Genomic DNA, 20,109 nt, shown 5'->3' with positions numbered 1-20,109 from the left:
CCCACCCCTGCGTGGGGAAAAGCAAAAAGCCTGCCAGTTTCTCGGGAAACGGCAGGCGGTCCGTACAGCCCATGGAGGACAAAGATTTTGCAATGTCGGGGGCTTTCGGGAAAGCGAATCGGCAATCTACAATATGTGGATTCCCGATCGGGGGATGGGGCGAATCGTCCAGTAAAAGTGGACTTTGAAGCCGCTAGAACTTGCCTTCGTGGCGGGGCCAGAAGCCCGTGAATCCCTTGCACACGATGATGGTGAACTTGCGGCCTTCTCCACCGTTGAAGGAGGATTGGTAGTGGATTGGGTCGGACACGTGCGCGAACATCTTCTTCAGGCCCCGCACGTTGGCGGAAGTGAACCGCTTGCGGATCATGACCGCGTCCCAGCCGATTTTGTCTTCAGCCGGGGAAGGCCACAGGTCATACTGGTTCATCCGGCGGTTTTCGGTCCAGGTGCAGTAGGTGAGGGGTTGCCCTTCAAGATAGAATGCCAGTTCGGAGGTGAACCCGTAGTTGTCGGACATGGCGAAGACCTTGGCCGGGTCGTCGAATTCGGTGCGGATGATTTCATCCACCTTGCGTCCCAGGTCGGCCCAACCCTTGAGGCGGAGGGTGGGGTTCATGGAGTCCGGGAGCGGGAGAAGCGGCGAGACGAATATGGCCAGGGTGAGGGCCACGGCTGAGGAGGTCAGGACGGCGCGTCCGCGCGTTCTGCGGTTGGGCGCGTCCCACCAGGCTTTGAGGGCCATGCCCGCCAGGACGGCTCCCACCGAGAAGGTCACGGCGGTCCAGTTGGCCTCGACTTTGGAAAAGAGCGCCTTGAAGGTAATGATCGTCCACAGAGGCCAGAAGAAGAGCATGGTCATCAGGTCGCGCCGGTAATCGGCGTCGAAACGTCCCACCGGGCCGACCCACGCCTTGCGCATTGCGCCGACCGAGGCGATGGCCAGGAACCAGGCCCACCACGGGGCCAGCAGGCCGATCTGCGCGCCCAGCATTTCGAAGAACGGCCCGATGCGGTCGGGCAGCCAGTCGCTGCCGCCCACGCCCGAGGTAAGCTTGGCCACATGCTTGTAGGCCACCCAATCGTTGCTCATGTTCCAGAGGATAATGGGGGTGAGCCCCACCACCGAACCGGCGATCGCGGCCACGACGAAACGCGTCCAGAACCGTTCGGGCATCTGTCCCCGGCATTGGAGGATGAGGGCGTGAATCACGGCCAGGGCGATGAAGGTGAGCATCATGTATTTGGCGAGGATTCCCACGGCCATGCACACGCCGAGAACTATGAAGGGGATGTTGGACACGGGCCGGTCCGGCTCGTTGCGCGTGGCCGCCGCCAGGGCGAAGAAGGCCACGGTCCAGCAGAAAATCAGCGGGCAATCGGTGGTGGCCAGGATACCCAATGCGTTGAGCATGGGCATGGTCGCCGCCGCGAAAAGTACGAAGATGGCCAGCCGGTATTCCCGCCAGACTCTCGACACCCCGATATAAAGCGCGGCCTGAATGCCGGTCATGCCGATGATGGACCCGAAGCGCACGCCCAACTCGGTATTCCCGAAAATCTGGGTCCATAGGGTGATGACCCAGGCGATGAGCGGCCCCTTGGAATAATAGGATAATTGCGGCCGCCTGATCCAATCCCAATACTGCGCCTCGTCCTGCACCAGGTTCAGTTGGCCGGATGCCACGAACCAGTAACGTACCGCAAAGGACGCAAAAATGATGAAAAAGGCGAGGACATCGAGCCTGGGAGTATAGGTGTCGCGAGGCATGGTCATAACCGACACCAAATATATTATTCGGTGGAGAGAGGCAAGAAAGAAGCCGCGGCGTCCAGATCGCCGCATCATGAAATCGGGCATGGATGCCGCTTTTCGCGGTTTAACCGGCTGATTTCGTCTTCGGCGTCGTCGTTTATTCGGCTTGAAAACAGATCAGGTTCGCGTGGCCGGTGTCGAGGGTGGAGGCGTGGCGGAAGCCGTGGGGTTCCACCAGGGTGCGGACGTCGTCTTCGGAGAGACGGGAGTGCAGAGGCGGTCCGAAGTTTGCTTCGACCTTCTTGCATTCGAGTACGGCCAGGGTGGAGCCGGTGCGCAGGACGCGGTGGAATTCGCGGAACATTTCCCCCGCGCGGTCACGGACCTTCTTTATATGCAGGACCGTGGACAGGAAAATCACGTCCACGGAGTGCGTCTCAATGGGCAGAGTGGCGGTGATGTCGCAGGCAAAGGCGGTGATGGGGGCTTCGCCGGGCCTGGCGGGCAGCGCGTTGAGGGCGTCGGTGGAGATGCGGATGTTGTCCACGGCGATGACTTTGCCCGTTTCGCCGAGCAGGGGAGCCGCGTACAGGGAATACTCTCCCGCGCCGCAACCCGCGTCCAGAAACACCTGGCCCGCTTGCAGGTCCAGATGGGCAAAGACCACGCCGGGTTCCTGCAACCAGAAACTGGTCGGCCCATATCCCTTGCGGGACGATTCGTCAGCTTGCAGACCCTTCGTGCTACTCATTTAATAATGATAGCACCACCCTTCGAACCCGTCAAAGACATAAGTCAGCCACCCGCCGAAGGCGCGCCAAAAAGTTTGGGAAAAGAGAGGGATGGGGGTCCGGGGGAAGGGAGAGAAACAACCCTTTTCAAAGGGTTTTTCTCTCCCTTCCCCCGGCCGCCGGAGGCCGCCCTACTTCCACGGCTCCATAAAGGAGTCGCTGGAGCGGCCGGATTCTATGTGCGAGATGAGGGCGGAGCCGAACACGGCGGCATCGAGGAGTCCGTCGAACTGCGTGAGCTGGTCCGGGTGCTTGATGCCGAAACCGAGCGCGATGGGGATGTCGAAGACTTCCCTGGCCTCGGCGAGTTTTTCCTTGATGCGCGCGGACAGGGCGTCGCGCTGTCCTGTGGTGCCGAGCACCGACACGAAGTAGCAGAATCCCTGCGCCCCGTCGGCGTAGAGCTTCATGCGTTCCTTCGAGGTGTTCAGGCCGATCAGGGGGACCAGGGCTATGCCGTGCGGCTCGACGGCGTCCCTGACGAATCGGGATTCCTCATGGGGCATGTCCGCGATAATCAGGCCGGATACGCCCGCCGCTTCGCAGTCCTCGGCAAATCGGTCCAGACCGTACTGGTAGACAGGATTGAGGTAGCCCATGAGCAGCAGGGCAGCGTTGAACTGCCCCTTGCGCTTCCGCAGCTCGGTGAGAATCCAGGCCAGGTTGACGCCGTCCGCGAGACATCGGAGGGACGCCTTTTCCACGACCGGGCCGTCGGCCACCGGGTCGGAAAAGGGCATACCTATCTCGATGACGGACGCGCCTGCGGCGTCCAGTTCCTCAAGCTCCTTCCAGAACCGCTCGCGGTCCGGGAACCCTGCGGGCAGAAAGGGGATCAACCCCACCTTTCCCTTGCCCCTGGCCTCTTCTATTTTTCTCTGCATTGCATTCATATCATTTACCTTGTCCGTGCGCTTCCTGCGCGAGGCGCGCACAAAAAGTTTCGGAGATTCTCAAGGACCTTTTTCGGGAGGTCCTTGGGGCGTCGGGGACGGTTCGTCGATCAAGCGCCGCCGGAAGCGTTCCTCACATGATCTCGTCGAGTATCCCCAAATCCTTGTCGCCCCGCCCGGAGAGGCAGACGAGCACCGACTTGCCCTGGAGCTTATCCTTGTTTTCGATGGCGTAGGCCACGGCGTGGGAGGATTCCAGGGCCGGGATGATGCCTTCGCGCCGGGACAGGACCTTGAAGGCATTGATTGCCTGGGCGTCGTTGATGGTCGTGTAGTCGGCGCGGCCGATGGCGTCGAGATAGGCGTGTTCGGGGCCGACGCCGGGATAGTCCAGGCCGGGGGCCACGGAGTGGGAGGGCTCGATTTGGCCTTCCGGGGTCTGCAAGAGCTTGGTCTTCATGCCGTGCAGCACGCCTTCCGTGCCGTGGTCGATGGGCGCGGAGCTGTAGCAGCCGGGCTCGCCGGTGCCTGCGGCCTCCACGCCGACGAGCTTGACGGACTCGTCGGGGACGAAGTTGTGGAACATGCCGATGGCGTTGGAGCCGCCGCCCACGCAGGCCACGACCACATCGGGCAGTTTGCCCTGGTTGCGGGCCATGAACTGTTCGCGCGCTTCTTTGGAGATGATCTGCTGGAATTCGCGCACCAGGGTGGGGAAGGGGTGCGGTCCGGCGGCGGTGCCGAAGCAGTAGTGGGTGGTCTCCTGGTCGGCCAGCCAGCGTCTGAGCGCCTCGTTGATGGCGTCCTTGAGGGTCTTGGTGCCCGATTCCACGGCGATGATTTCCGCGCCCATGAGGCGCATCCGGTTGACGTTGGGAGCCTGGCGGATCACATCGGTGGCCCCCATGTAGATGACCGCCTTCATGTCGAGCATGGCCGCGGCCACGGTGGTCGCCACGCCGTGCATTCCAGCGCCGGTTTCGGCGAGGAGCACCTTCTTGCCCATCATCTTGGCCAGCAGTCCCTGGCCCAGGGTGTTGTTGATCTTGTGCGCGCCCGAATGGTTGAGGTCCTCGCGCTTGAGCCAGAGGTCCAGGCCGAGGTCCTTTGACAGGTTCGGGCAGTAGGTGATGGCCGAGGGACGGCCCACGTTTTCCTTGAGCATGGCCGCGAAGCGGGTTTGAAACGCTTCGCTCGGGAGGATGGTCTCCATGGCCTCTTCGAGTTCTATGAGCGGCGGCATGAGCAGTTCGGGGATGAACTGCCCGCCGAAGTCGCCGAAGTATCCTTTTCTCATGATGATTCCTTATTCCAATTCCGCGAGAATCCGAAAGACTTCCCGCAGTTTGGTTTCGTCCTTGATTCCCGGTGCGCTTTCCACGCCGGAGTTGAAGTCCAGGCCCGGGGGATTCACGGCCAGGGCGGCCCTGAGTGTGTCCGGTCCAAGTCCCCCAGCGAGGAACCAAGGCGTTTGTATTTCAATATGTTGCAAAGCGGCGAGATCAATGGTTCGGCCTGTCCCGCCCTGGCCTTTCGCGCCCGCGTCCAGAAGGAAATGTCCGCAGACCTCGGTATAGGCGTCGAGGTCGCGCTCCAGGGCGTGGGGCGATGAGTACGCGGCGGGCCAGAAGGCCCGGATGACCCGGTCGGGTCCGATCTTCCAACAGAAGATCGAATCCTGGCCTCCGTGCAGTTGCGCCGCATGAAGCCCGCAGCGGTCCATGGTCTCGATGACCTCGTCGGCGGTCTGGTCGACGAAGACGCCCACCTTGGAGACCTTGCCGGTCTTGACCGAAGCCACGAAATCCGGGTCCGCGTTGCGCGGGCTTTTTTCGTGGAAGATGAAGCCGAGCAGGTCCACGCCGAGCTTCACGCAGAGTTCCACGTCTTCCATGCGGGTCATGCCGCAGACCTTGACCAGGGGGCGTGCCATTTTATCGCGCTCCCGTCAGTTCCGCCAGCATGGCGCCGGGGTCTTCGGCTTCCATCAGGGAGGTGCCGACGAGTATGGCGTCGAAGCCGAGCGCCGCCATTTCCTCCACCTGGGCGCGGGTGGATACGCCGCTGGCGCAGATCCACAGCTCGCCGTCGCGCTTCTGCCGGATGAAGGCGCGGCCCTGGTCCAGGGAGGTTTGCAGGGTGTCCAGGTCGCGGTTGTTGACCTGGATGACGTCGGCACCGGCCTCGCGGGCGCGGTCCAGGTCCGCCTGGTCGAATATCTCGACCACAGGGGTCAGGCCCGGCATCCTGGCGATGTCGACGAGCTGCTTCAGATGGGCGGCGTCGTCGCACATGCGGGCGATGAGCAGCACGGCCGAGGCCGGGCTGGACGCGGTCATGGCCACCTGGAGCGGGTCGAATATGAAGTCCTTGCGCAGGAGCGGCAGTCCCGATCCGTTCATCATGAAGAGGAAGTCCGGGGTGCCCTTGAAGTACTTGTGTTCGGTCAGCACGGAGATGGCGGCCGCGCCGTTTTTCGCATAGGCGTCGGCGAAGTCCAGGGGGTTGGCGTCCGGTCGCAATACGCCCCGGCTGGGGCTGGCCGGTTTGAACTCGGCGATGATTGCGCCCGGCCCCTTGGCCCGGATGGCGTCGATGAAGGAGGGGCGTTCGCCCCGGAAGGCGGCGGGAATGCGTCCCGCCGCGAAGTCCTTGTGCAGCGACTCGATTTCGAGCCGCTTGGCTTCACGGAATTTATTCAGCATAGGGGATTCCTTTTGTCAGTCCGGCATGTACCACGTCGCGGGCGATATCGGCGCATTCGGCCATGGTGCCCTTGTCCAGCAGATTCAGGCACCCTGCCAGATTGAGGGCCACCATGTCCATCATGGCCTCCGGCCCCTTGCCCGCCAGGATGGCTCTGAGCTTGGCAACGGCGTCCTCTTTGCCGGTAACGCGCACGTCGTCGGGAGAGTGGCGCGGGAAGCCCAGGGTTCCGGGATCGACCACCGCCTTGTCCATGCGGCCGTCGTCGATGATGTAGCCCCGGTTTACGCCCCAGGTGGTCAGCTCGTCGAAGCCGCCCGCGCCCGCGAAGATGAGGGCGCGGCGCACGCCGGTCAGGAGCAGGGTCTCGCCCATGAGGAACAGCCGCTCGGGATCTCCCACGCCTATGAGCTGGTGCGACGGGCGGATCGGGTTGAGCAGCGGTCCCATGAAGTTGAACAGGGTGCGGATGCCGAGCTGTTTGCGCACGGGCATGATGTGCTTGAAGGCCGGGTGGTAGGCCGGGGCGAACAGGAAGGCGAAGTTGTATTTCGCGAGTCCCTCCGCCGCTTCCTCCGGGGTCTGTTCCAGCGGGATGCCCAGTCCTTCGAGGGCGTCGGCTGAGCCGCAGGAGGACGACAGGGCGCGGTTGCCGTGCTTGGCCACGGTGCAGCCCATGTCCGCCAGGAACAGGGACACCGCCGTGGAGTTGTTGAAGGAGTGCTGGCCGTCGCCGCCGGTCCCTACGGTGTCGAAGATGGGGTTCTCGGGCGTGGCCTTGACGCCGGGAATGGTCCGGGCGTGGGCCAGGCAGGCGCGCACGCCCGCGGCCAGGTCCGTGGAGTCTTCGCCCTTGGCGCGCAACCCCATGAGGAATGCCCCGGCCTGGGCTTCGGTCAGGTTGCCGGTCATCAGTTCCGCGAACATGAAGTCCGCCTGGTCGTCGGTCAGGGCTTTTTTCTGGGCCAGTATTTCAAGTATTTCGGCTACGGTCATGATTCTATCCTTCTATTTTGAGGAAGTTTGCAAGGAGCTTGGGGCCTTCGGGGGTGAGGATGGATTCCGGATGGAACTGCACGCCGTGCCACGGCCGGTCCTTGTACTGCAATCCCATGACCTCGCCTTGTTCGGTGCGGGCCGTGACCTCGATCTTGTCGGCGGCCTTCTCGGCCGGGACGATGAGGGAGTGGTAGCGGCAGACCGTGAACGGGGAAGGCAGTCCTTCGAATACGCTTCGGCCTTCGTGGAAAACCTCGGAGGTCTTGCCGTGCATGATCCGCCCGGCGCGTTCCACGGGTGCGCCCGCGAAATGGCCCAGGGTCTGGTGGCCCAGGCAGACGCCGAGGACCGGCGTTTCCTTGGGCAGCCGCGCCAGGAACTCCAGGCAGAAACCCGCGTTTTCCGGGTTGCTCGGCCCGGGGGAGAGGCAGACGCGCTCCAATTCGCCGCTTTCGGCCAGTTCCAGGATTCGTTTCCGGTCGTTGCGGATGACCACGGGGTCGGCTCCGAGCTGCTGGAACGCCTGCACCAGATTGAAGGTGAAGGAGTCGAAATTATCGATCAGCAAAAACATCGGTGCCTCCCTTGCCGGTGATGACTTCGAGAATCACACGGGCCTTGTTGTTGCATTCAACCCATTCGGCCTCGGGGTTCGAATCGTAGACGATTCCCGCGCCCGCCTGCCAGTGGCAGACGTTGTCCCTGATCCACATGGAGCGGATGGTGATGCCGGTGTCGAGACTGACCTCGCCGTCGTCCAGGCCCATCCAGCCTATGCAGCCTCCGTAAGGGCCGCGCGCTTCGGGTTCCAGGTCGGCGATGATCTCCATGGCCCGAATCTTGGGCGCGCCGGACAGGGTTCCTGCCGGGAAGGTGGCCTGGAGCACGTCCACGCCGTCGAGCCCGTCCTTGAGTTCGCCTTCCACGTAGGAGGTCAGGTGCATGACGTGGGAGAATCTTTCCACGTTCATGAACTTTTCCACGGTCACGGTGCCGGGCTTGGATATTCGGCCCAGGTCGTTGCGGCCCAGGTCGACGAGCATGACGTGTTCGGCCCGCTCCTTGGGGTCTGACAGGAGTTCCTGCTCCAGGCGGATGTCCTCCTTCTCGGTTTCTCCGCGCCAGCGGGTGCCTGCGATGGGGCGCACTTCAAGGCTGCCGCGCGCGGAGCGGACCATCATCTCGGGAGAGGAGCCGAGCAGGGTGGTGCCGCAGGTCTTGCCCATGGACGGGCAGTCCGGGAATTTCATGTAGAACATGAACGGGGAGGGGTTGGCCTGGCGGAGTCGGCGGTAGATCCGGAACGGCTCGTCGGGCAGGGGCATCGAGAACCGGGTGGACAGGACCACCTGGATGCATTCGCCCTCGGCGATGAGCTCCTTGCACCGCGCCACCCCGGCCATGTATTCCTCCTTGCCCGGATGCACCTCGGGCGCGCCGGTCTCGGGCGCGGCCAGGTCGCCGCCCCACTGGATCGGTGCGGGCATGGGCGTGGCTCCCTCGTCCAGGGAGAGATAGCAGCAGGAGTGGCGCAGGTGGTCGAAGAGGACCATTTGGCCGGGCAGGACCAGGCACGCCTCGGCGTCCTCGGGCCTGCACACATCTTTCAGTTTGCGTTCGAACATCCCGGCCACGCCGTAGCCGAAATAGCCGTACAGGCCGCGCGTCAGTCCGGGCAGCCCGTCGCGGCCGATGGCCGGGGAGGTGCCGGTGGCCTCCTGTTCGATGGAGAGATGTTTGACGACTTCCTTGATCCCGGCCAGGAAGTCCATGCCCTCGAACTCCTTGAGGGGCGCGAGACGCTCGTCGGAGGCCTCGACCACCAGCCTGCCGTCCACGGGGTGGAGCATGAGGCGGTAGTCGAAGGCGATGAGGGAATAGCGGCCGAGCCGCCCGTCAACCTCGGCGGATTCCAGGAGAATGCCGGGCTGGTCGCCCACCAGTCCCATGTAGAGGGAGATGGTGGTCTGCACGTCGGCAGGCATCCATTTGCCGTGCTGCGTGATGGTTATTTTCTGCATTTTGTATCCTTCGCACTTCAGGCGCGCAGAGCGTGCGCTCCACTCGCAATGGTGCCGGTTTTGGCTGTTCTATTAATGATATGGCCTGGGTATGACCTGCCACCCTTTGATCTTCTTGTGGTTTTCCCATTTCTTTCACGTTCCGTTCATCATATTCTCCTTAAAAATAAAGCCGCACCCTTGGTCGGGGTGCGGCTTCGGTTACAGGTGTAATCGTGTGCCCGGCGAAACGCCGCACCCCATCAATAAGACTTTTCGTTGCGCCACCACCACTGCGCCCGGTCGGCGAGCAGATCGAGATCGCCGCCGGCGGCCAGGCTGAGGTAGGACATGAACTTGCGGCTGACTTCCTGAAGGAACGGGTTGGCCTCCGAGATGATCTCGAAGAGCTCCATGTCCTGGTTCAGCATTTTCGCGGCGGCATCGAGCCTGCGCCGGAAGGACGGGGTGACGAAATTGCTGATGCCCTCCACATCCCGGGCCGCGGCCAGAAAGGCCACGGTGGATGTGTAGTTCAGGCCCTGGATGTAGGCCATGGCCCGGTCGTGTTCTTCCGGGTCGGAGGCGAAACAGTGGTAGCCGCAGCGGGTGAACAGGTCGGCCACCAGTGCCGCGGCGTCCGCATCGCGGTCGCGGCCGGGCATGACCGCCACCCTGGGCTCGAATCCCTCGGGAACGACGGGGCCGAACAGAGGGTGCGTGCCCACCACAGGCCCTTCATAGCGGGCCGTCATGGCCTTCACGGGCATGACCTTCACGGAGCCTACGTCGCAGAGGATGGCCGTTCGGCCAAGCCTCGGCAGCATACGGTCGAGCACGGCGTCCATGGCCGTGACGGGCACGCTGAGCAGGAGCAGGTCGCAGCCGTCGAGGGCCGCGCGCACGTCCTCGTCCGAGGATTCCCGGTCCAGGCGCGCGACGTTCAGGCCGAGGGCCGCGAAGTCCGCCGAGAAGCGGCCGCCCATCTGCCCGTTTGCGCCCACGACGGCGATGTTGTGTATTTCCGTTGCCATGATTTATTTCGGTCCTTGCGCGATTAGCCGACGATCTTTTTCCACTCGTCGAAGAAGCCCGGGAAGGATTTGTTGACGCATTCCGGGTTGTCGAAACCGACCTTGGCCCCGGCCAGTTCGAACAGGGCCATGGCCATGGCCATTCTGTGGTCGTTGTAGGTCTTGAATTCCACTTCACCGTCCCGAAGGGGGCGGCCCGGGCGGATGGAGAGCGAATCGTCGGAGGCTTCGGCCTCGCAACCGGCGCGCGTCAGTTCGGCGGCGCAGGCGGCCAGCCGGTCCGTCTCCTTGAGGCGGAGATGGGCCACGTTCTCAATGGTCGTCGGAGTGGAGGCGAAGGCGGCCGCGGCGGCCACGGTGGGCACCAGGTCCGGGCAGCGGCCCATGTCGACCCGGATGCCGCGCAACCGGCTCGGCTCCACCAGGATGCCGTCGAAATTGACCTTGATGGACGCGCCCATCTGGCTGAGGATATCCATGATCGCCCGGTCGCCCTGGAGAGAGTCGGCGGCCAACCCCTTGAGGAGCACCGGACGCGAACCGACTGCTCCGGCGGCCAGGAAATAGCTGGCGTTGGACCAGTCGCCCTCGACCATGTAGCCGGTGTTTTCGTAGCCGGTGGGCTTGACGATGAATCGGACCTGGCCGGGGGTCACGCCCTTGATCGAACGCCAGGGCACCTCCTTCCAGGCGCGGTCCTCCTTGATCTCCACGGCGAATCCGGCCTTGAAGTCTTCCATGATCCGCAGGGTCAGGGCCACGTAGGGCCAGGACACGGCCTTTTTGCCTGTTACCGAAATAGTCGTCTCGTGGTCCGCCATGGGCGCTCCCAGGAGCAGGCCGGACAGGTATTGGCTGCTTTCCTCAAGGGTTATGTCCACGCTCTTCTTCCGGTATCCCCCGGCGGTCATGATGAAGGGAAGGAATCCCTCTTTCCCCTCGAAATCGAATTTGGCTCCCAGGCTCGACAGGGCGTCGGTCAGTTCGGCCATGGGGCGTTCATGCATACGCGGCGCGCCGTGAACCCGGAAAACGCCTTTGCCCGCGGCGGCCACGGCGGTCATCAACCGGCAGGTGGTGCCGGACTCGTGCATGAACAGTTCCCGAGGTGTCTCATCCTTGTGCTTGCCGTCCGCATTGGCCCCTTTCGGGCCGTCCTCCATGCCCGTGACCACCAGCTTGCCGTCCTTTTCCTCGATGACGGCCCCGCAGGCCGTGAGGCAGTCGCGGGTGCGGTGTATGTCTTCGGAGTCGAGGACCGAACTGATATGGGACACGCCTTTGGCCAGGGTGGCGGCGATCAGTGTGCGGTGGGAGAGGGACTTGCTGGCCGGAGCGTTGACGATGATCGGATCTTTGGTCATTGGAGTTCCTCCTGAGTGGGGTAGGTGCCGAGCACGCGCAGTGTAAGGCATTGGTCGCGGATGTCGTCCAATACGTCCTGGTAACGGTCGCCGCCCAGATCGCAGGCCAGGTCGGCGAAGAAGACGTATTTCCATTTTTCGCCCCGGAAGGGACGGGATTCAAGCTTGGTCACGTTGATGCCCTGGTGGGCCAGGGTGGTCAGCACGCGGGCCAGCGCGCCCGGCCGGTTGGGCGTGGTGAACAGGATGGAGGTCTTGTCGCGCTTGTCCTCCTGGGACGGGGCCGCGCCGATGATGACAAAGCGGGTCCAGTTGTCCGGCAAGTCCTCGATGGATTCGGCCAGGATGTTCATGGCGTGCATGTCGGCCAGCTTGCGGTGTCCGATCACGGCGGCGGCCTTTTTGCCCGCCACAGCTTCGGCCGCTTCGGCCGTGGACTCCATGGGGATGGTCGGGACGTCGCGCAGATGGGAGTGGAGCCATTCCCGGCATTGGCCAAGGGGTTGCGGGTGCGAGTAGATAACCTCCACATCCTCCACCTTATCGGCCCGGGAAATGAGGCAATGGCTGATGCGGCTGAAAACCTCGGCCTGGATGTAGACCTTGTATTTCATGAACAGGTCCACCACCTGCCCAACGGTGCCTTCGATGGAATTTTCGAGCGGGATGACCCCCAACTCGGCTCCTTCTTCGGCCACGGCCCGAAATATCTCTTCAAAGTTGTTCTTGGGGGTCAGGGAGGCGGACGACCCCATATGCTCGACCGCCGCGAAATAGGAGAAGGTGCCTTCCGGGCCGAGATAAACTACCCGTTCGGGCCGCTGGAGGTGGCGCGACGAGCTCATGATCTCGCGGTAGATGGTGCGCAGGTGCTTGTCCGGCAGCGGGCCGGGCGAGGAATTGGCGATCTTGTCCATCACTTCCTGCTCGCGGAACGGCTTGTATATGGATTCGCCCTTGGCCGCCTTGTAGCGGCCGACGCTCAGGGACAGCCTGGCCCGCTGATTGAGCAGGTCCACGATCCGCTTGTCCAGCGAGTCGATGGAATCCCGCAGTTCCCCGAGGTCGGGAATATCGTTTTGGTCTTTCGTGTCAGCCATGTCTTCTCCAGGAGCGCCTTCGGGCGTTTGTGTACCGCCTTGGGCGGCGGGTGCTTTCTCCGACCCTTCCAATAGGTGTTTTCGCGCTTTCGTCGAGTCCGTGCGCCGTCGGCATCGCCATGTCTTTGCGCGGATTCGTGTCACTCATTACGATAATGCGTCATCGAACGCATTTTCTCAATCCCCGCGTTCACCGAATCGTCAGGGGAACCAGGGAAATGGGGCCTGGCCTAGCCTTCCTTGATATCTTCCTTGATGCGCATACCGAAGTGGCGTCCGGCCTCGTCGGTGCGGACCAGAATCTTGTCGCCGACCTTGAGCGTGACCACGGACACGGGCTCGCCTTTGTCCGAAACCACGCGGATGGTCTCTGCGTTTTGCAGGAACACCTGGCCGGTCTTGGTCCTGTCGCCGGTCTTCACCTCGGCGGTGATGAGCAGCATGGGCCGGACTTCGACCTTGACGCGGCCCACGGTGGCCAGGGAGGTGGTCCCGTTCGCGTTCACGATGAGCACGTCCGTGCCTGCCGCGAGTTCCTCAAGATAGGTGGTCTTGTCGCCGGGCATCTGGGCATAGGCGTGGACCGCGCCCGCATTGATCCGGAAGGGGCGTGCGGCCACATAGGGATTGGACTCGGTTTCGGCATGGACGAGGAAGGAAAAGGCGCTGGAGTTGCCGATGAGCATCCCCTGTCCCTTTTTCAGCATGGAGATGGTGTCCACGCAGACTCGGTGTCCCATGCCGGTGGGCTCGATGGCCGTGACGATGGCGGTTTGCAGTTCCATGGTTCCCTGGGAGAGTTTGAGTTCGGCGATGATCCGCTTCAGGTCGGCTCCGCCTTCGGGCAGGACCACGATGGTGTCGCAGCCGCGTTCGAGGATTCCGGCGGCGAGCAGGGCGCGGTCGAGGGATTCGCATTCCAGGGCCAGGGATTCCACCTGGGCGAGGATGTTTTCCACGGGGATGATTTCCCAACCTTTTTTGAGGACGACGTCCTTGCCTGCCTTGATCGCCTTGACCGCCGCGTCTTCGTCCGCCTTTTCAGTCAGTTCCACGACGGGCATGTCCTCGGGAGTGATGACGGTGACGCGGCCGAGCGCCCTGACCGCTTCAGCGTGGTCCTTTTCGACCATGACGGCGTCCACGCCGGATTCGAGCGCCAGGGTTACGAGGTTTTTGTCGAAGGGCACAGACTTGAGGATGATTTTTTTCATGGCTGCTTCGCTATGCGTTGAGATGGTTAAGGGCGGCCTCGACGGATTCGTCGTTGTGGACGACCATGTTCAGCGCCTCCACCAGGCGGGTGGGATTGTCGTGCTGGAAGACGTTGCGGCCCACGGACAGGCCTGCGCCTCCGGCTTCCAGGGAGTCGTGCACCATTTGGAGGAACGCCTCGGTGCTGTCGAGTTTAGGGCCGCCCGCGATGACTACCGGGACACAGCAGGCGTCGCATACGCGGGAGAAGGACTCGATGTCGCCGGTGTAGTTGACCTTGACCACGTCCGCGCCCAGTTCGGTGCCCACGCGGGCGCAGTGGGCCACGATCTCGGGGGCGTATTCGTTGTCCACCTTGGGGCCTCGTGCGTAGACCATGGCCAGGAGCGGGATGCCCCAGTTGGATGCGTCGGAGGATATTTTGCCGAAATCGTTAAGCATGGCGGCTTCGGTCTCGTCGCCGAGGTTGCAGTGGATGGACACGGCGTCCGCGCCGAGCCGGATGGCGTCCTCTACGGATGCGACCAGGGATTTTGCATTGGGGAAGGGGGAGAGGGATGTGGAGGCGGAGAGGTGGACGATGAGGCCGATGTCCTTGCCTTCGGCGCGGTGGCCGCAGCGGACGAGACCTTTGTGTTCAATGACGGCGTTGGCCCCTCCGTCGACGACCTTGCCTACCGCCTCGCGCATGTCGACCAGTCCGTCGATGGGGCCGACCGTCACGCCGTGGTCCATCGGGACGATGATGGTCCTGCCTGTGTTGCGGTTGAAGATGCGCTCCAACCTGATGGCTTTTCCGATGTGCATGTTGTTTCTCCTCTGAAGTTTGTTTCCTCAAGGAGCCGGGCTGGACCGGCGGCCGGTGAAAAAAACAAGGGCCGCCGGCTTTCGCCCGCGGCCCTTGAAGAAGTTATCTATCGGTTGTGTGATCCACCAAAAGGTTACACAGCGCCTCTTCCAAGCCCGCGAGCGTGGCTATACCAATACCAAAAGTAAAAGTTGGAAAAGTATGCGGAGGTAACGATGGAGGTTTTCATGGCTTCTAGAGCTACACCCATGGGGCCAGTCTGTCAACAAAAAGATATGTTACGATTTCAAGGAGATAGCGTTATATGTATTATAAGTTCGCGACCGGCGGTCATTTTTGTGTGGTTTGACATTTTTTTACAAATTGACAATTTTGATGCATTTTCCACCCTGCAAAAATGTACTTTATGACAAAAATGCAAAAAATGAGCTATTTTTAATCGCTGGAAAGTGGCGATTTTACATGAATAGCGACAAAAAACGTATTTGGCACGACTCTTGATAGAAGGAGGGCAGGTTAGAAACGCATTCCATTCAAAGAGGAGTATCGCAATGTTTTCGAGAAAGTCCCCGACCCATGTTTCCAAGAGGCTCGCCATCGGCGCGGCCGTATTGGCGGCAACCCTGGCCCCCACCTTCGCCTATGCCCAGGACGTGGAGCTGCTCACCCAGTCCAACGCCAACATCCTTTGGACGTTGATCGCCGCCTGCCTGGTCATGATTATGCAGGCAGGATTCGCCTGTGTCGAGGCCGGATTCACCCGGGCCAAGTCCGCAGGCAACATCATGATGAAGAACTTCCTGGACTTCGCGGCGGGGTCCATCGTCTTCTTCCTGTTCGGCTTCGCCGTCATGTTCGGCCTGGATGCGGGCGGGTTCATAGGCACCTCCGGATACGCGCTGAGCGGCGTGGCCGAGGGCGACATGATGTGGACCTACACCTTCTGGTTCTTCCAGTCCGTGTTCGCCGCCACCGCCGCCACCATCGTCTCGGGCGGCATGGCCGAGCGCACCAAGTTCGGCAGCTACATCGTCGTTTCCATCGTCATTTCCGGTTTGATCTACCCGATCTCCGGCCACTGGGCGTGGGGTTCCCTGTGGTTGGGCGATGACGGTGCGGGCTGGCTGGAAGCCCTCGGCTTCTGTGATTTCGCCGGTTCCTCCGTGGTCCACTCCGTGGGCGGCTGGGTCGCCCTGGCCGGAGCCCTGGTGCTCGGCCCGCGCATCGGCAAGTATTCCGAGGACGGAAAGGCCAAGGCCATTCCGGGTCACAACATCCCGCTGGCAGGCCTGGGCGTCTTCATCCTCTGGTTCGGCTGGTTCGGCTTCAACCCCGGCTCCACCACCACCGCCGACGACACCATCGGCCTGATCGCCATGAACACCTCCCTGGCGGCTTGCGGCGGCACCCTCGGCGCCATGTTCATCTCCTGGTTCCGCTACGGCAAGCCCGACATCTCCATGACCATGAACGGCGCATTGGCCGGTTTGGTCGGCATCACCGCACCTTGCGCCACCGTCACTCCCGGCCCCTCGATCCTCATCGGCCTGGTGGCGGGCGTGCTGGTCGTCATGTCCATCGAGTTCATCGACAAGGTCCTCAAGATCGACGATCCGGTCGGCGCGGCTTCGGTTCACGGCGTCTGCGGCGCGTGGGGCACCATCGCCTGCGGCCTGTTCAACACCGACGGCGGCCTGTTCTTCGGCGGCGGCATGGGACAGCTCGGCGTGCAGCTCATCGGCGCGGGCACCTTCTTCGTCTGGGCCTTCGGCTGCGGCTTCATCCTCATGAACATCGTCAAGGCGATCTTCGGCATCCGCGTGACCAAGGAAGAGGAGCTCAAGGGTCTGGACATCGCCGAGCACGGCTCCGAGTCCTACAACGGCTTCCAGCTCTTCAGCAACGAGTAGTCGAAGCGCAACCAGAGATCATTCAAGGAGAATAATAAAATGAAGCTCATCATTGCATACATCAGGCCCGAAAAGCTCAACGACGTGAAGCAGGCCCTGTACGCCAAGGAAATCTATTCCCTGTCCGTGACCAACATCCTCGGTTCCGGACGCCAGAAGGGGTTCACCGAAACCTACCGCGGCGTGCAGATGGAAGTGAACCTGCTTAAGAAGGTCCGTCTCGAAATCGGCGTGAACGACGATTTCGAAGCCAAGGCGATCGAAGCCATCCTGGCCTCCGGGCAGACCGGCACCGAGGGCGACGGCGTGATCTTCGTAACCGAACTGACCAAGGCCCTGCGCATCAGGACCGGTGAGGACGGGATTCTCTAGAGCGGATTGCGACAATATAGCCGGGGCGGCCCGATCGGGCCGCCCCGGCAAAAAAGCGGCAAGGCACACGGAACCAAAAGCGTTAACGGCCGACAGGCAAGATATTTCAAGGTTGACCGAAGTGCCTGACATACAAGAGATCATTGAAAATCGCTTCCTGGTCACGCATTTCCAGCCCCAGGTCTCCCTCAAGAGGAAGGCGGTCGTCGGGCTGGAGGCGCTGAGCAGGGGGTTCGACCCCCAAAGCGGAGAAATCATACCTCCTACCCTGCTGTTCGAGCAGGCCCGGGACAGGGCATCCCGGCTCGCCCTGGACCGGGCCTGCCGAACCAACGCGGCGGAATCCTTCGCCGCTCTTCACAGAAGGGACAAGGGGTTGATGCTCTCCATGAACATCGACGCCTCCTGCATTAACGAGGAGACGCGCGGCTCCTGCCATCTGCTCAACCTGGTCGCCCGCTGCGGAATCAGTCCCGCAAACGTCATCATCGAAATCATCGAGTCCCGATGCGAGGATATCGAAGCCCTCATAACTTTCGTGCGATTCTACAGGGAGCGCGGCTTCCTTATCGCGCTTGACGATGTGGGGGCGGGATTTTCCAATCTGGACCGCATCCCCATTCTCAAGCCGGACGTCATTAAGCTGGACCGCTCTTTGGTAAGCGCCGTGGACCGGCACTTCCACAAACTGGAGGTGGTCCGCAGCTTCGTTCAGATGTCCAACCGACTCGGCTGCCTGGTTCTGGCCGAGGGAGTGGAGACGGCCGAGGAGGCCATGTGCCTGCTCTCCAACGGGGTGGACGTGTTCCAGGGATTCTATTTCGCCCGGCCCGCGCCGGGGCTGGACGCGGTGCCCGGCATGTCCTCCAAGGTCGATGCGCTGGCTGAGCGGCATCGGGAGAACCGCACCCAGCAGATTGCCGACGCCAAGCGGCTCTATTCCAGCTACGACCTGATCGTGCTGACCATGTGCCAGTCGCTGGCCGAAACGCCCGCCAAGGACACGGGGCCGGCATTGGCCGGTTTCATCGAAACCTATGATGTGGTGGAATGCCTTTACGTTCTCGACATGCGCGGGAACCAGATATCGGAAACTGTCTGCGATGAGCGGCGGCTCACGACCTGCAAGCGGTTCCTTTATGAACCCGCCGAGGTGGGGGCAGACCATTCGCTCAAGGAATATTTCCTGCCCATCCAGGCGGGGCTCGAAAAGTTCACCACCCGGCCATACATCTCCCTGGCCTCCGGCAATCTGTGCATCACCATCTCACACGTCTTCTATCACAAGAGCAGCGGCAGGCATCGTATTCTTTGCGTGGACATGTCGCGCGAGGATGAGCCCGCCTGCTGCCCGTAAAGTCGGTTCGCGGAGCGGAAACGACGAAAAAGGGGAGGGCCGTTCGGTCCTCCCCTTCGTTTTTCAACGCGAGTGATTCGACGTTACATGTCGAGAATCTTCTTGGCGGTCTCGTCCATGATGTCGGTGATGAAGCCGATGCCGGTTTCCCGTTCGGTTTCGCGGTTGCCCGAGGCGATGTCCGCGCGGCTGATTTCTTCGAGGCGGAACTTGCGCGCTCCGCACATGAGCTGCTGCAGGGCTGCCGACAACTTGTCCACCAGGCTCCAGATGCCGACCGCGCCGAGGGGGATGTTCTTCATCTCGTCCGCGCCGACGTACTTTTCAACGTCCTGGTAGCAGGCGTAGATTTCCTCGGGAGTCTTGCCGTAATTGGTGACGGAGGCGGGGAGCTTGTCCCAGTTGCCGTGGACGGCGGCGCGCCGTTCGGGGAAGAGCGCGCCTTCGATGTTGGCTCCCAGGAAGCCGGGTATCATCATGGCGCGTCCCATGCAGATCATCTTGGCGTAAGGTGCGCCCAGGGCCAGCGCCTTGAAGATGTTGCTGCCCTTGGCGAAACCTCCGGCAAAGGACAGGTCCACCACGCGCTTGCCGCGAGCCGCCAGGCGGGAAGCGTACTCGTGGGCCTTGGCGTGGAGCAGGATGGAGGGCACGCCCCAGCTTTCCATCATGTTCCAGGGGCTCATGCCGGTGCCGCCGCCGGAGCCGTCCATGGTCAGCAGGTCGAGTTCGGCCTCGGAGGCGAACTTGATGGCCATGGCCAGGGCTTCCATGCCGTAGGAGCCGGTCTTCAGGGAGATGCGCTTGAAGCCGAGCTTGCGCAGATACTTGATCGAGTTCATGAACTCGTCGCGCACCTGCTCGTAGGTGGACAGGTTCGTGTAGCCGAGCCTGCTGTGCCTGGCGAAATGCTTGATCGATCCGCGGGCGTAGCCGTCCTTGACCTCGGGCTTCTCGGGGTCCGGGTCGACGAGGTAGCCGCGCTTCTTGAGGAACTGGGCGTATTCGATGCTGGAAACTTCGATCTCGCCGCCGATGTTCTTGGCTCCCTGACCCCATTTGAGCTCGATGATGACCTTGTCGCCGTACTTTTCGGCCACGTATTCGGCCACGCCGTTGCGGGTGTCCTCTACGTTCATCTGCACGATGATGGCGCCGTAGCCGTCATAGTAGCGCATGTAGGTGTCGATGCGGCGTTCCAGTTCCGGGGCCTTGCGGATGCGTCCGTTGCTGATCTCGGCATCGCGGTCCACGCCGACGACGTTCTCGCCGATGACGATGGGGGCGCCCACCAGGGCGCAGCCTACGGCAAAGGCGTCCCAGTACTTGGCGGCGATGAAGGTGGAGCCCAGCGCACCGGTCATGAAGGGCACCTTGCATTTGGTGATTTCATGCGCGCCGAAGGAGGTCTCCAGGCTGACGTCGGTGAAGAGCAGGTCGGCATCGGTGTTGGCCGCGCCCATCGCGCCGTAGTTCAGGCCCTGAATTCTGAGGGAATTGTAGGACACGCCCACATGGGTGGTGTTGCCGCTGCCCGCGGTGACCATACCGAAATCGCGGGGGTAGAGGATTTCGCGTCCGCGCATTGACGAGAGCCATGTCTCGCATTTGCCCTGACAGTCGGCCCTGCACAGGGTGCAGAGTCCGGATTCAATGGCGTTGCCTCGGTTGACGCTGCCGATGACGTCATTGCTTTTGGGGTAGTTGTTCATTCGAGCTCCAAATGGAATCAAGAGTAAGTTGAAATTGAACAAGTCTGTAATAAAGGTGAAAATCCCTAGCAGGAAGATGTAGGAAAGTCATT

Annotated in this window: 18 protein-coding genes; 3 read left to right on the top strand and 15 right to left on the bottom strand. The window is 62.1% G+C overall.

The features are described 5' to 3' along the window. Positions 1-193: 193 nt before the first annotated feature. From PSN43_RS11310 to PSN43_RS11245, 14 genes are all read right to left on the bottom strand, one after another. Complete coding sequence (locus tag PSN43_RS11310) at positions 194-1,777, bottom strand: ArnT family glycosyltransferase (RefSeq protein ID WP_272700834.1); 1,584 nt, start codon at positions 1,775-1,777, stop codon at positions 194-196. Between the two features lie 136 nt (positions 1,778-1,913). Next, positions 1,914-2,507, bottom strand: coding sequence for a class I SAM-dependent methyltransferase (locus tag PSN43_RS11305; RefSeq protein ID WP_272700833.1), 594 nt, complete (start codon positions 2,505-2,507; stop codon positions 1,914-1,916). A 171-nt stretch (positions 2,508-2,678) separates the two neighbouring features. Continuing rightward, positions 2,679-3,440 carry a tryptophan synthase subunit alpha gene (gene trpA / locus PSN43_RS11300; RefSeq protein ID WP_272700832.1) on the bottom strand — a complete coding sequence of 254 codons (762 nt, stop codon included), beginning with the start codon at positions 3,438-3,440 and terminating at the stop codon, positions 2,679-2,681. Positions 3,441-3,573: 133 nt separating this feature from the next. Further along, positions 3,574-4,737, bottom strand: coding sequence for a tryptophan synthase subunit beta (trpB, locus tag PSN43_RS11295; protein ID WP_272700831.1), 1,164 nt, complete (start codon positions 4,735-4,737; stop codon positions 3,574-3,576). A 9-nt stretch (positions 4,738-4,746) separates the two neighbouring features. After that, positions 4,747-5,373 carry a phosphoribosylanthranilate isomerase gene (locus PSN43_RS11290; RefSeq protein WP_272700830.1) on the bottom strand — a complete coding sequence of 209 codons (627 nt, stop codon included), beginning with the start codon at positions 5,371-5,373 and terminating at the stop codon, positions 4,747-4,749. A gap of 1 nt (position 5,374) precedes the next feature. Next, complete coding sequence (locus PSN43_RS11285; protein WP_272700829.1) at positions 5,375-6,145, bottom strand: indole-3-glycerol phosphate synthase TrpC; 771 nt, start codon at positions 6,143-6,145, stop codon at positions 5,375-5,377. Then, positions 6,135-7,142, bottom strand: coding sequence for an anthranilate phosphoribosyltransferase (gene trpD / locus PSN43_RS11280; RefSeq protein ID WP_272700828.1), 1,008 nt, complete (start codon positions 7,140-7,142; stop codon positions 6,135-6,137). The genes PSN43_RS11285 and trpD overlap by 11 nt, the downstream gene beginning before the upstream one ends. Positions 7,143-7,146: 4 nt before the next feature. After that, positions 7,147-7,719, bottom strand: coding sequence for an anthranilate synthase component II (locus tag PSN43_RS11275; RefSeq protein WP_272700827.1), 573 nt, complete (start codon positions 7,717-7,719; stop codon positions 7,147-7,149). Then, positions 7,700-9,166, bottom strand: a complete 1,467-nt coding sequence (locus PSN43_RS11270; protein WP_272700826.1) for an anthranilate synthase component I family protein — start codon at positions 9,164-9,166, stop codon at positions 7,700-7,702. The genes PSN43_RS11275 and PSN43_RS11270 overlap by 20 nt, the downstream gene beginning before the upstream one ends. A gap of 242 nt (positions 9,167-9,408) precedes the next feature. Next, on the bottom strand, positions 9,409-10,179 hold the full coding sequence (locus tag PSN43_RS11265) for a prephenate dehydrogenase (RefSeq protein WP_272700825.1): 771 nt from the start codon (positions 10,177-10,179) through the stop codon (positions 9,409-9,411). A gap of 23 nt (positions 10,180-10,202) precedes the next feature. Continuing rightward, on the bottom strand, positions 10,203-11,543 hold the full coding sequence (gene aroA / locus PSN43_RS11260; RefSeq protein ID WP_272700824.1) for a 3-phosphoshikimate 1-carboxyvinyltransferase: 1,341 nt from the start codon (positions 11,541-11,543) through the stop codon (positions 10,203-10,205). Next, the gene (gene pheA, locus PSN43_RS11255) at positions 11,540-12,643 is read right to left on the bottom strand and encodes a prephenate dehydratase (protein ID WP_272700823.1); all 1,104 of its coding nucleotides are present in this window, start codon (positions 12,641-12,643) and stop codon (positions 11,540-11,542) included. Before pheA ends, aroA begins: the two co-directional genes overlap by 4 nt. A gap of 230 nt (positions 12,644-12,873) precedes the next feature. Further along, positions 12,874-13,857 carry a 3-dehydroquinate synthase II family protein gene (locus PSN43_RS11250; RefSeq protein WP_272700822.1) on the bottom strand — a complete coding sequence of 328 codons (984 nt, stop codon included), beginning with the start codon at positions 13,855-13,857 and terminating at the stop codon, positions 12,874-12,876. Positions 13,858-13,867: 10 nt separating this feature from the next. Continuing rightward, entirely contained in the window at positions 13,868-14,665 is a 798-nt protein-coding gene (locus PSN43_RS11245; protein WP_272700821.1) for a 2-amino-3,7-dideoxy-D-threo-hept-6-ulosonate synthase, read from the bottom strand. Positions 14,666-15,217: 552 nt separating this feature from the next. On the opposite strand from PSN43_RS11245, the gene PSN43_RS11240 reads away from it, so the two are divergent. From PSN43_RS11240 to PSN43_RS11230, 3 genes are all read left to right on the top strand, one after another. After that, positions 15,218-16,576 (top strand): ammonium transporter, encoded by a 1,359-nt coding sequence (locus PSN43_RS11240; protein WP_272700820.1) that lies wholly within the window; start codon positions 15,218-15,220, stop codon positions 16,574-16,576. Positions 16,577-16,615: 39 nt separating this feature from the next. After that, entirely contained in the window at positions 16,616-16,948 is a 333-nt protein-coding gene (locus PSN43_RS11235; RefSeq protein WP_272700819.1) for a P-II family nitrogen regulator, read from the top strand. Positions 16,949-17,069: 121 nt separating this feature from the next. Next, on the top strand, positions 17,070-18,305 hold the full coding sequence (locus PSN43_RS11230) for an EAL domain-containing protein (protein ID WP_272700818.1): 1,236 nt from the start codon (positions 17,070-17,072) through the stop codon (positions 18,303-18,305). Between the two features lie 83 nt (positions 18,306-18,388). On the opposite strand, the gene PSN43_RS11225 is transcribed toward PSN43_RS11230, so the two are convergent. Then, complete coding sequence (locus PSN43_RS11225; RefSeq protein WP_272700817.1) at positions 18,389-20,017, bottom strand: glutamate synthase-related protein; 1,629 nt, start codon at positions 20,015-20,017, stop codon at positions 18,389-18,391. Positions 20,018-20,109 lie beyond the last annotated feature (92 nt).

Origin of the sequence: Desulfovibrio sp. Fe33 (assembly GCF_028532725.1) — a bacterium.
In the GTDB taxonomy this organism is placed as follows: domain Bacteria; phylum Desulfobacterota; class Desulfovibrionia; order Desulfovibrionales; family Desulfovibrionaceae; genus Pseudodesulfovibrio.
This window is presented reverse-complemented; position numbering and strand designations above follow the sequence as displayed.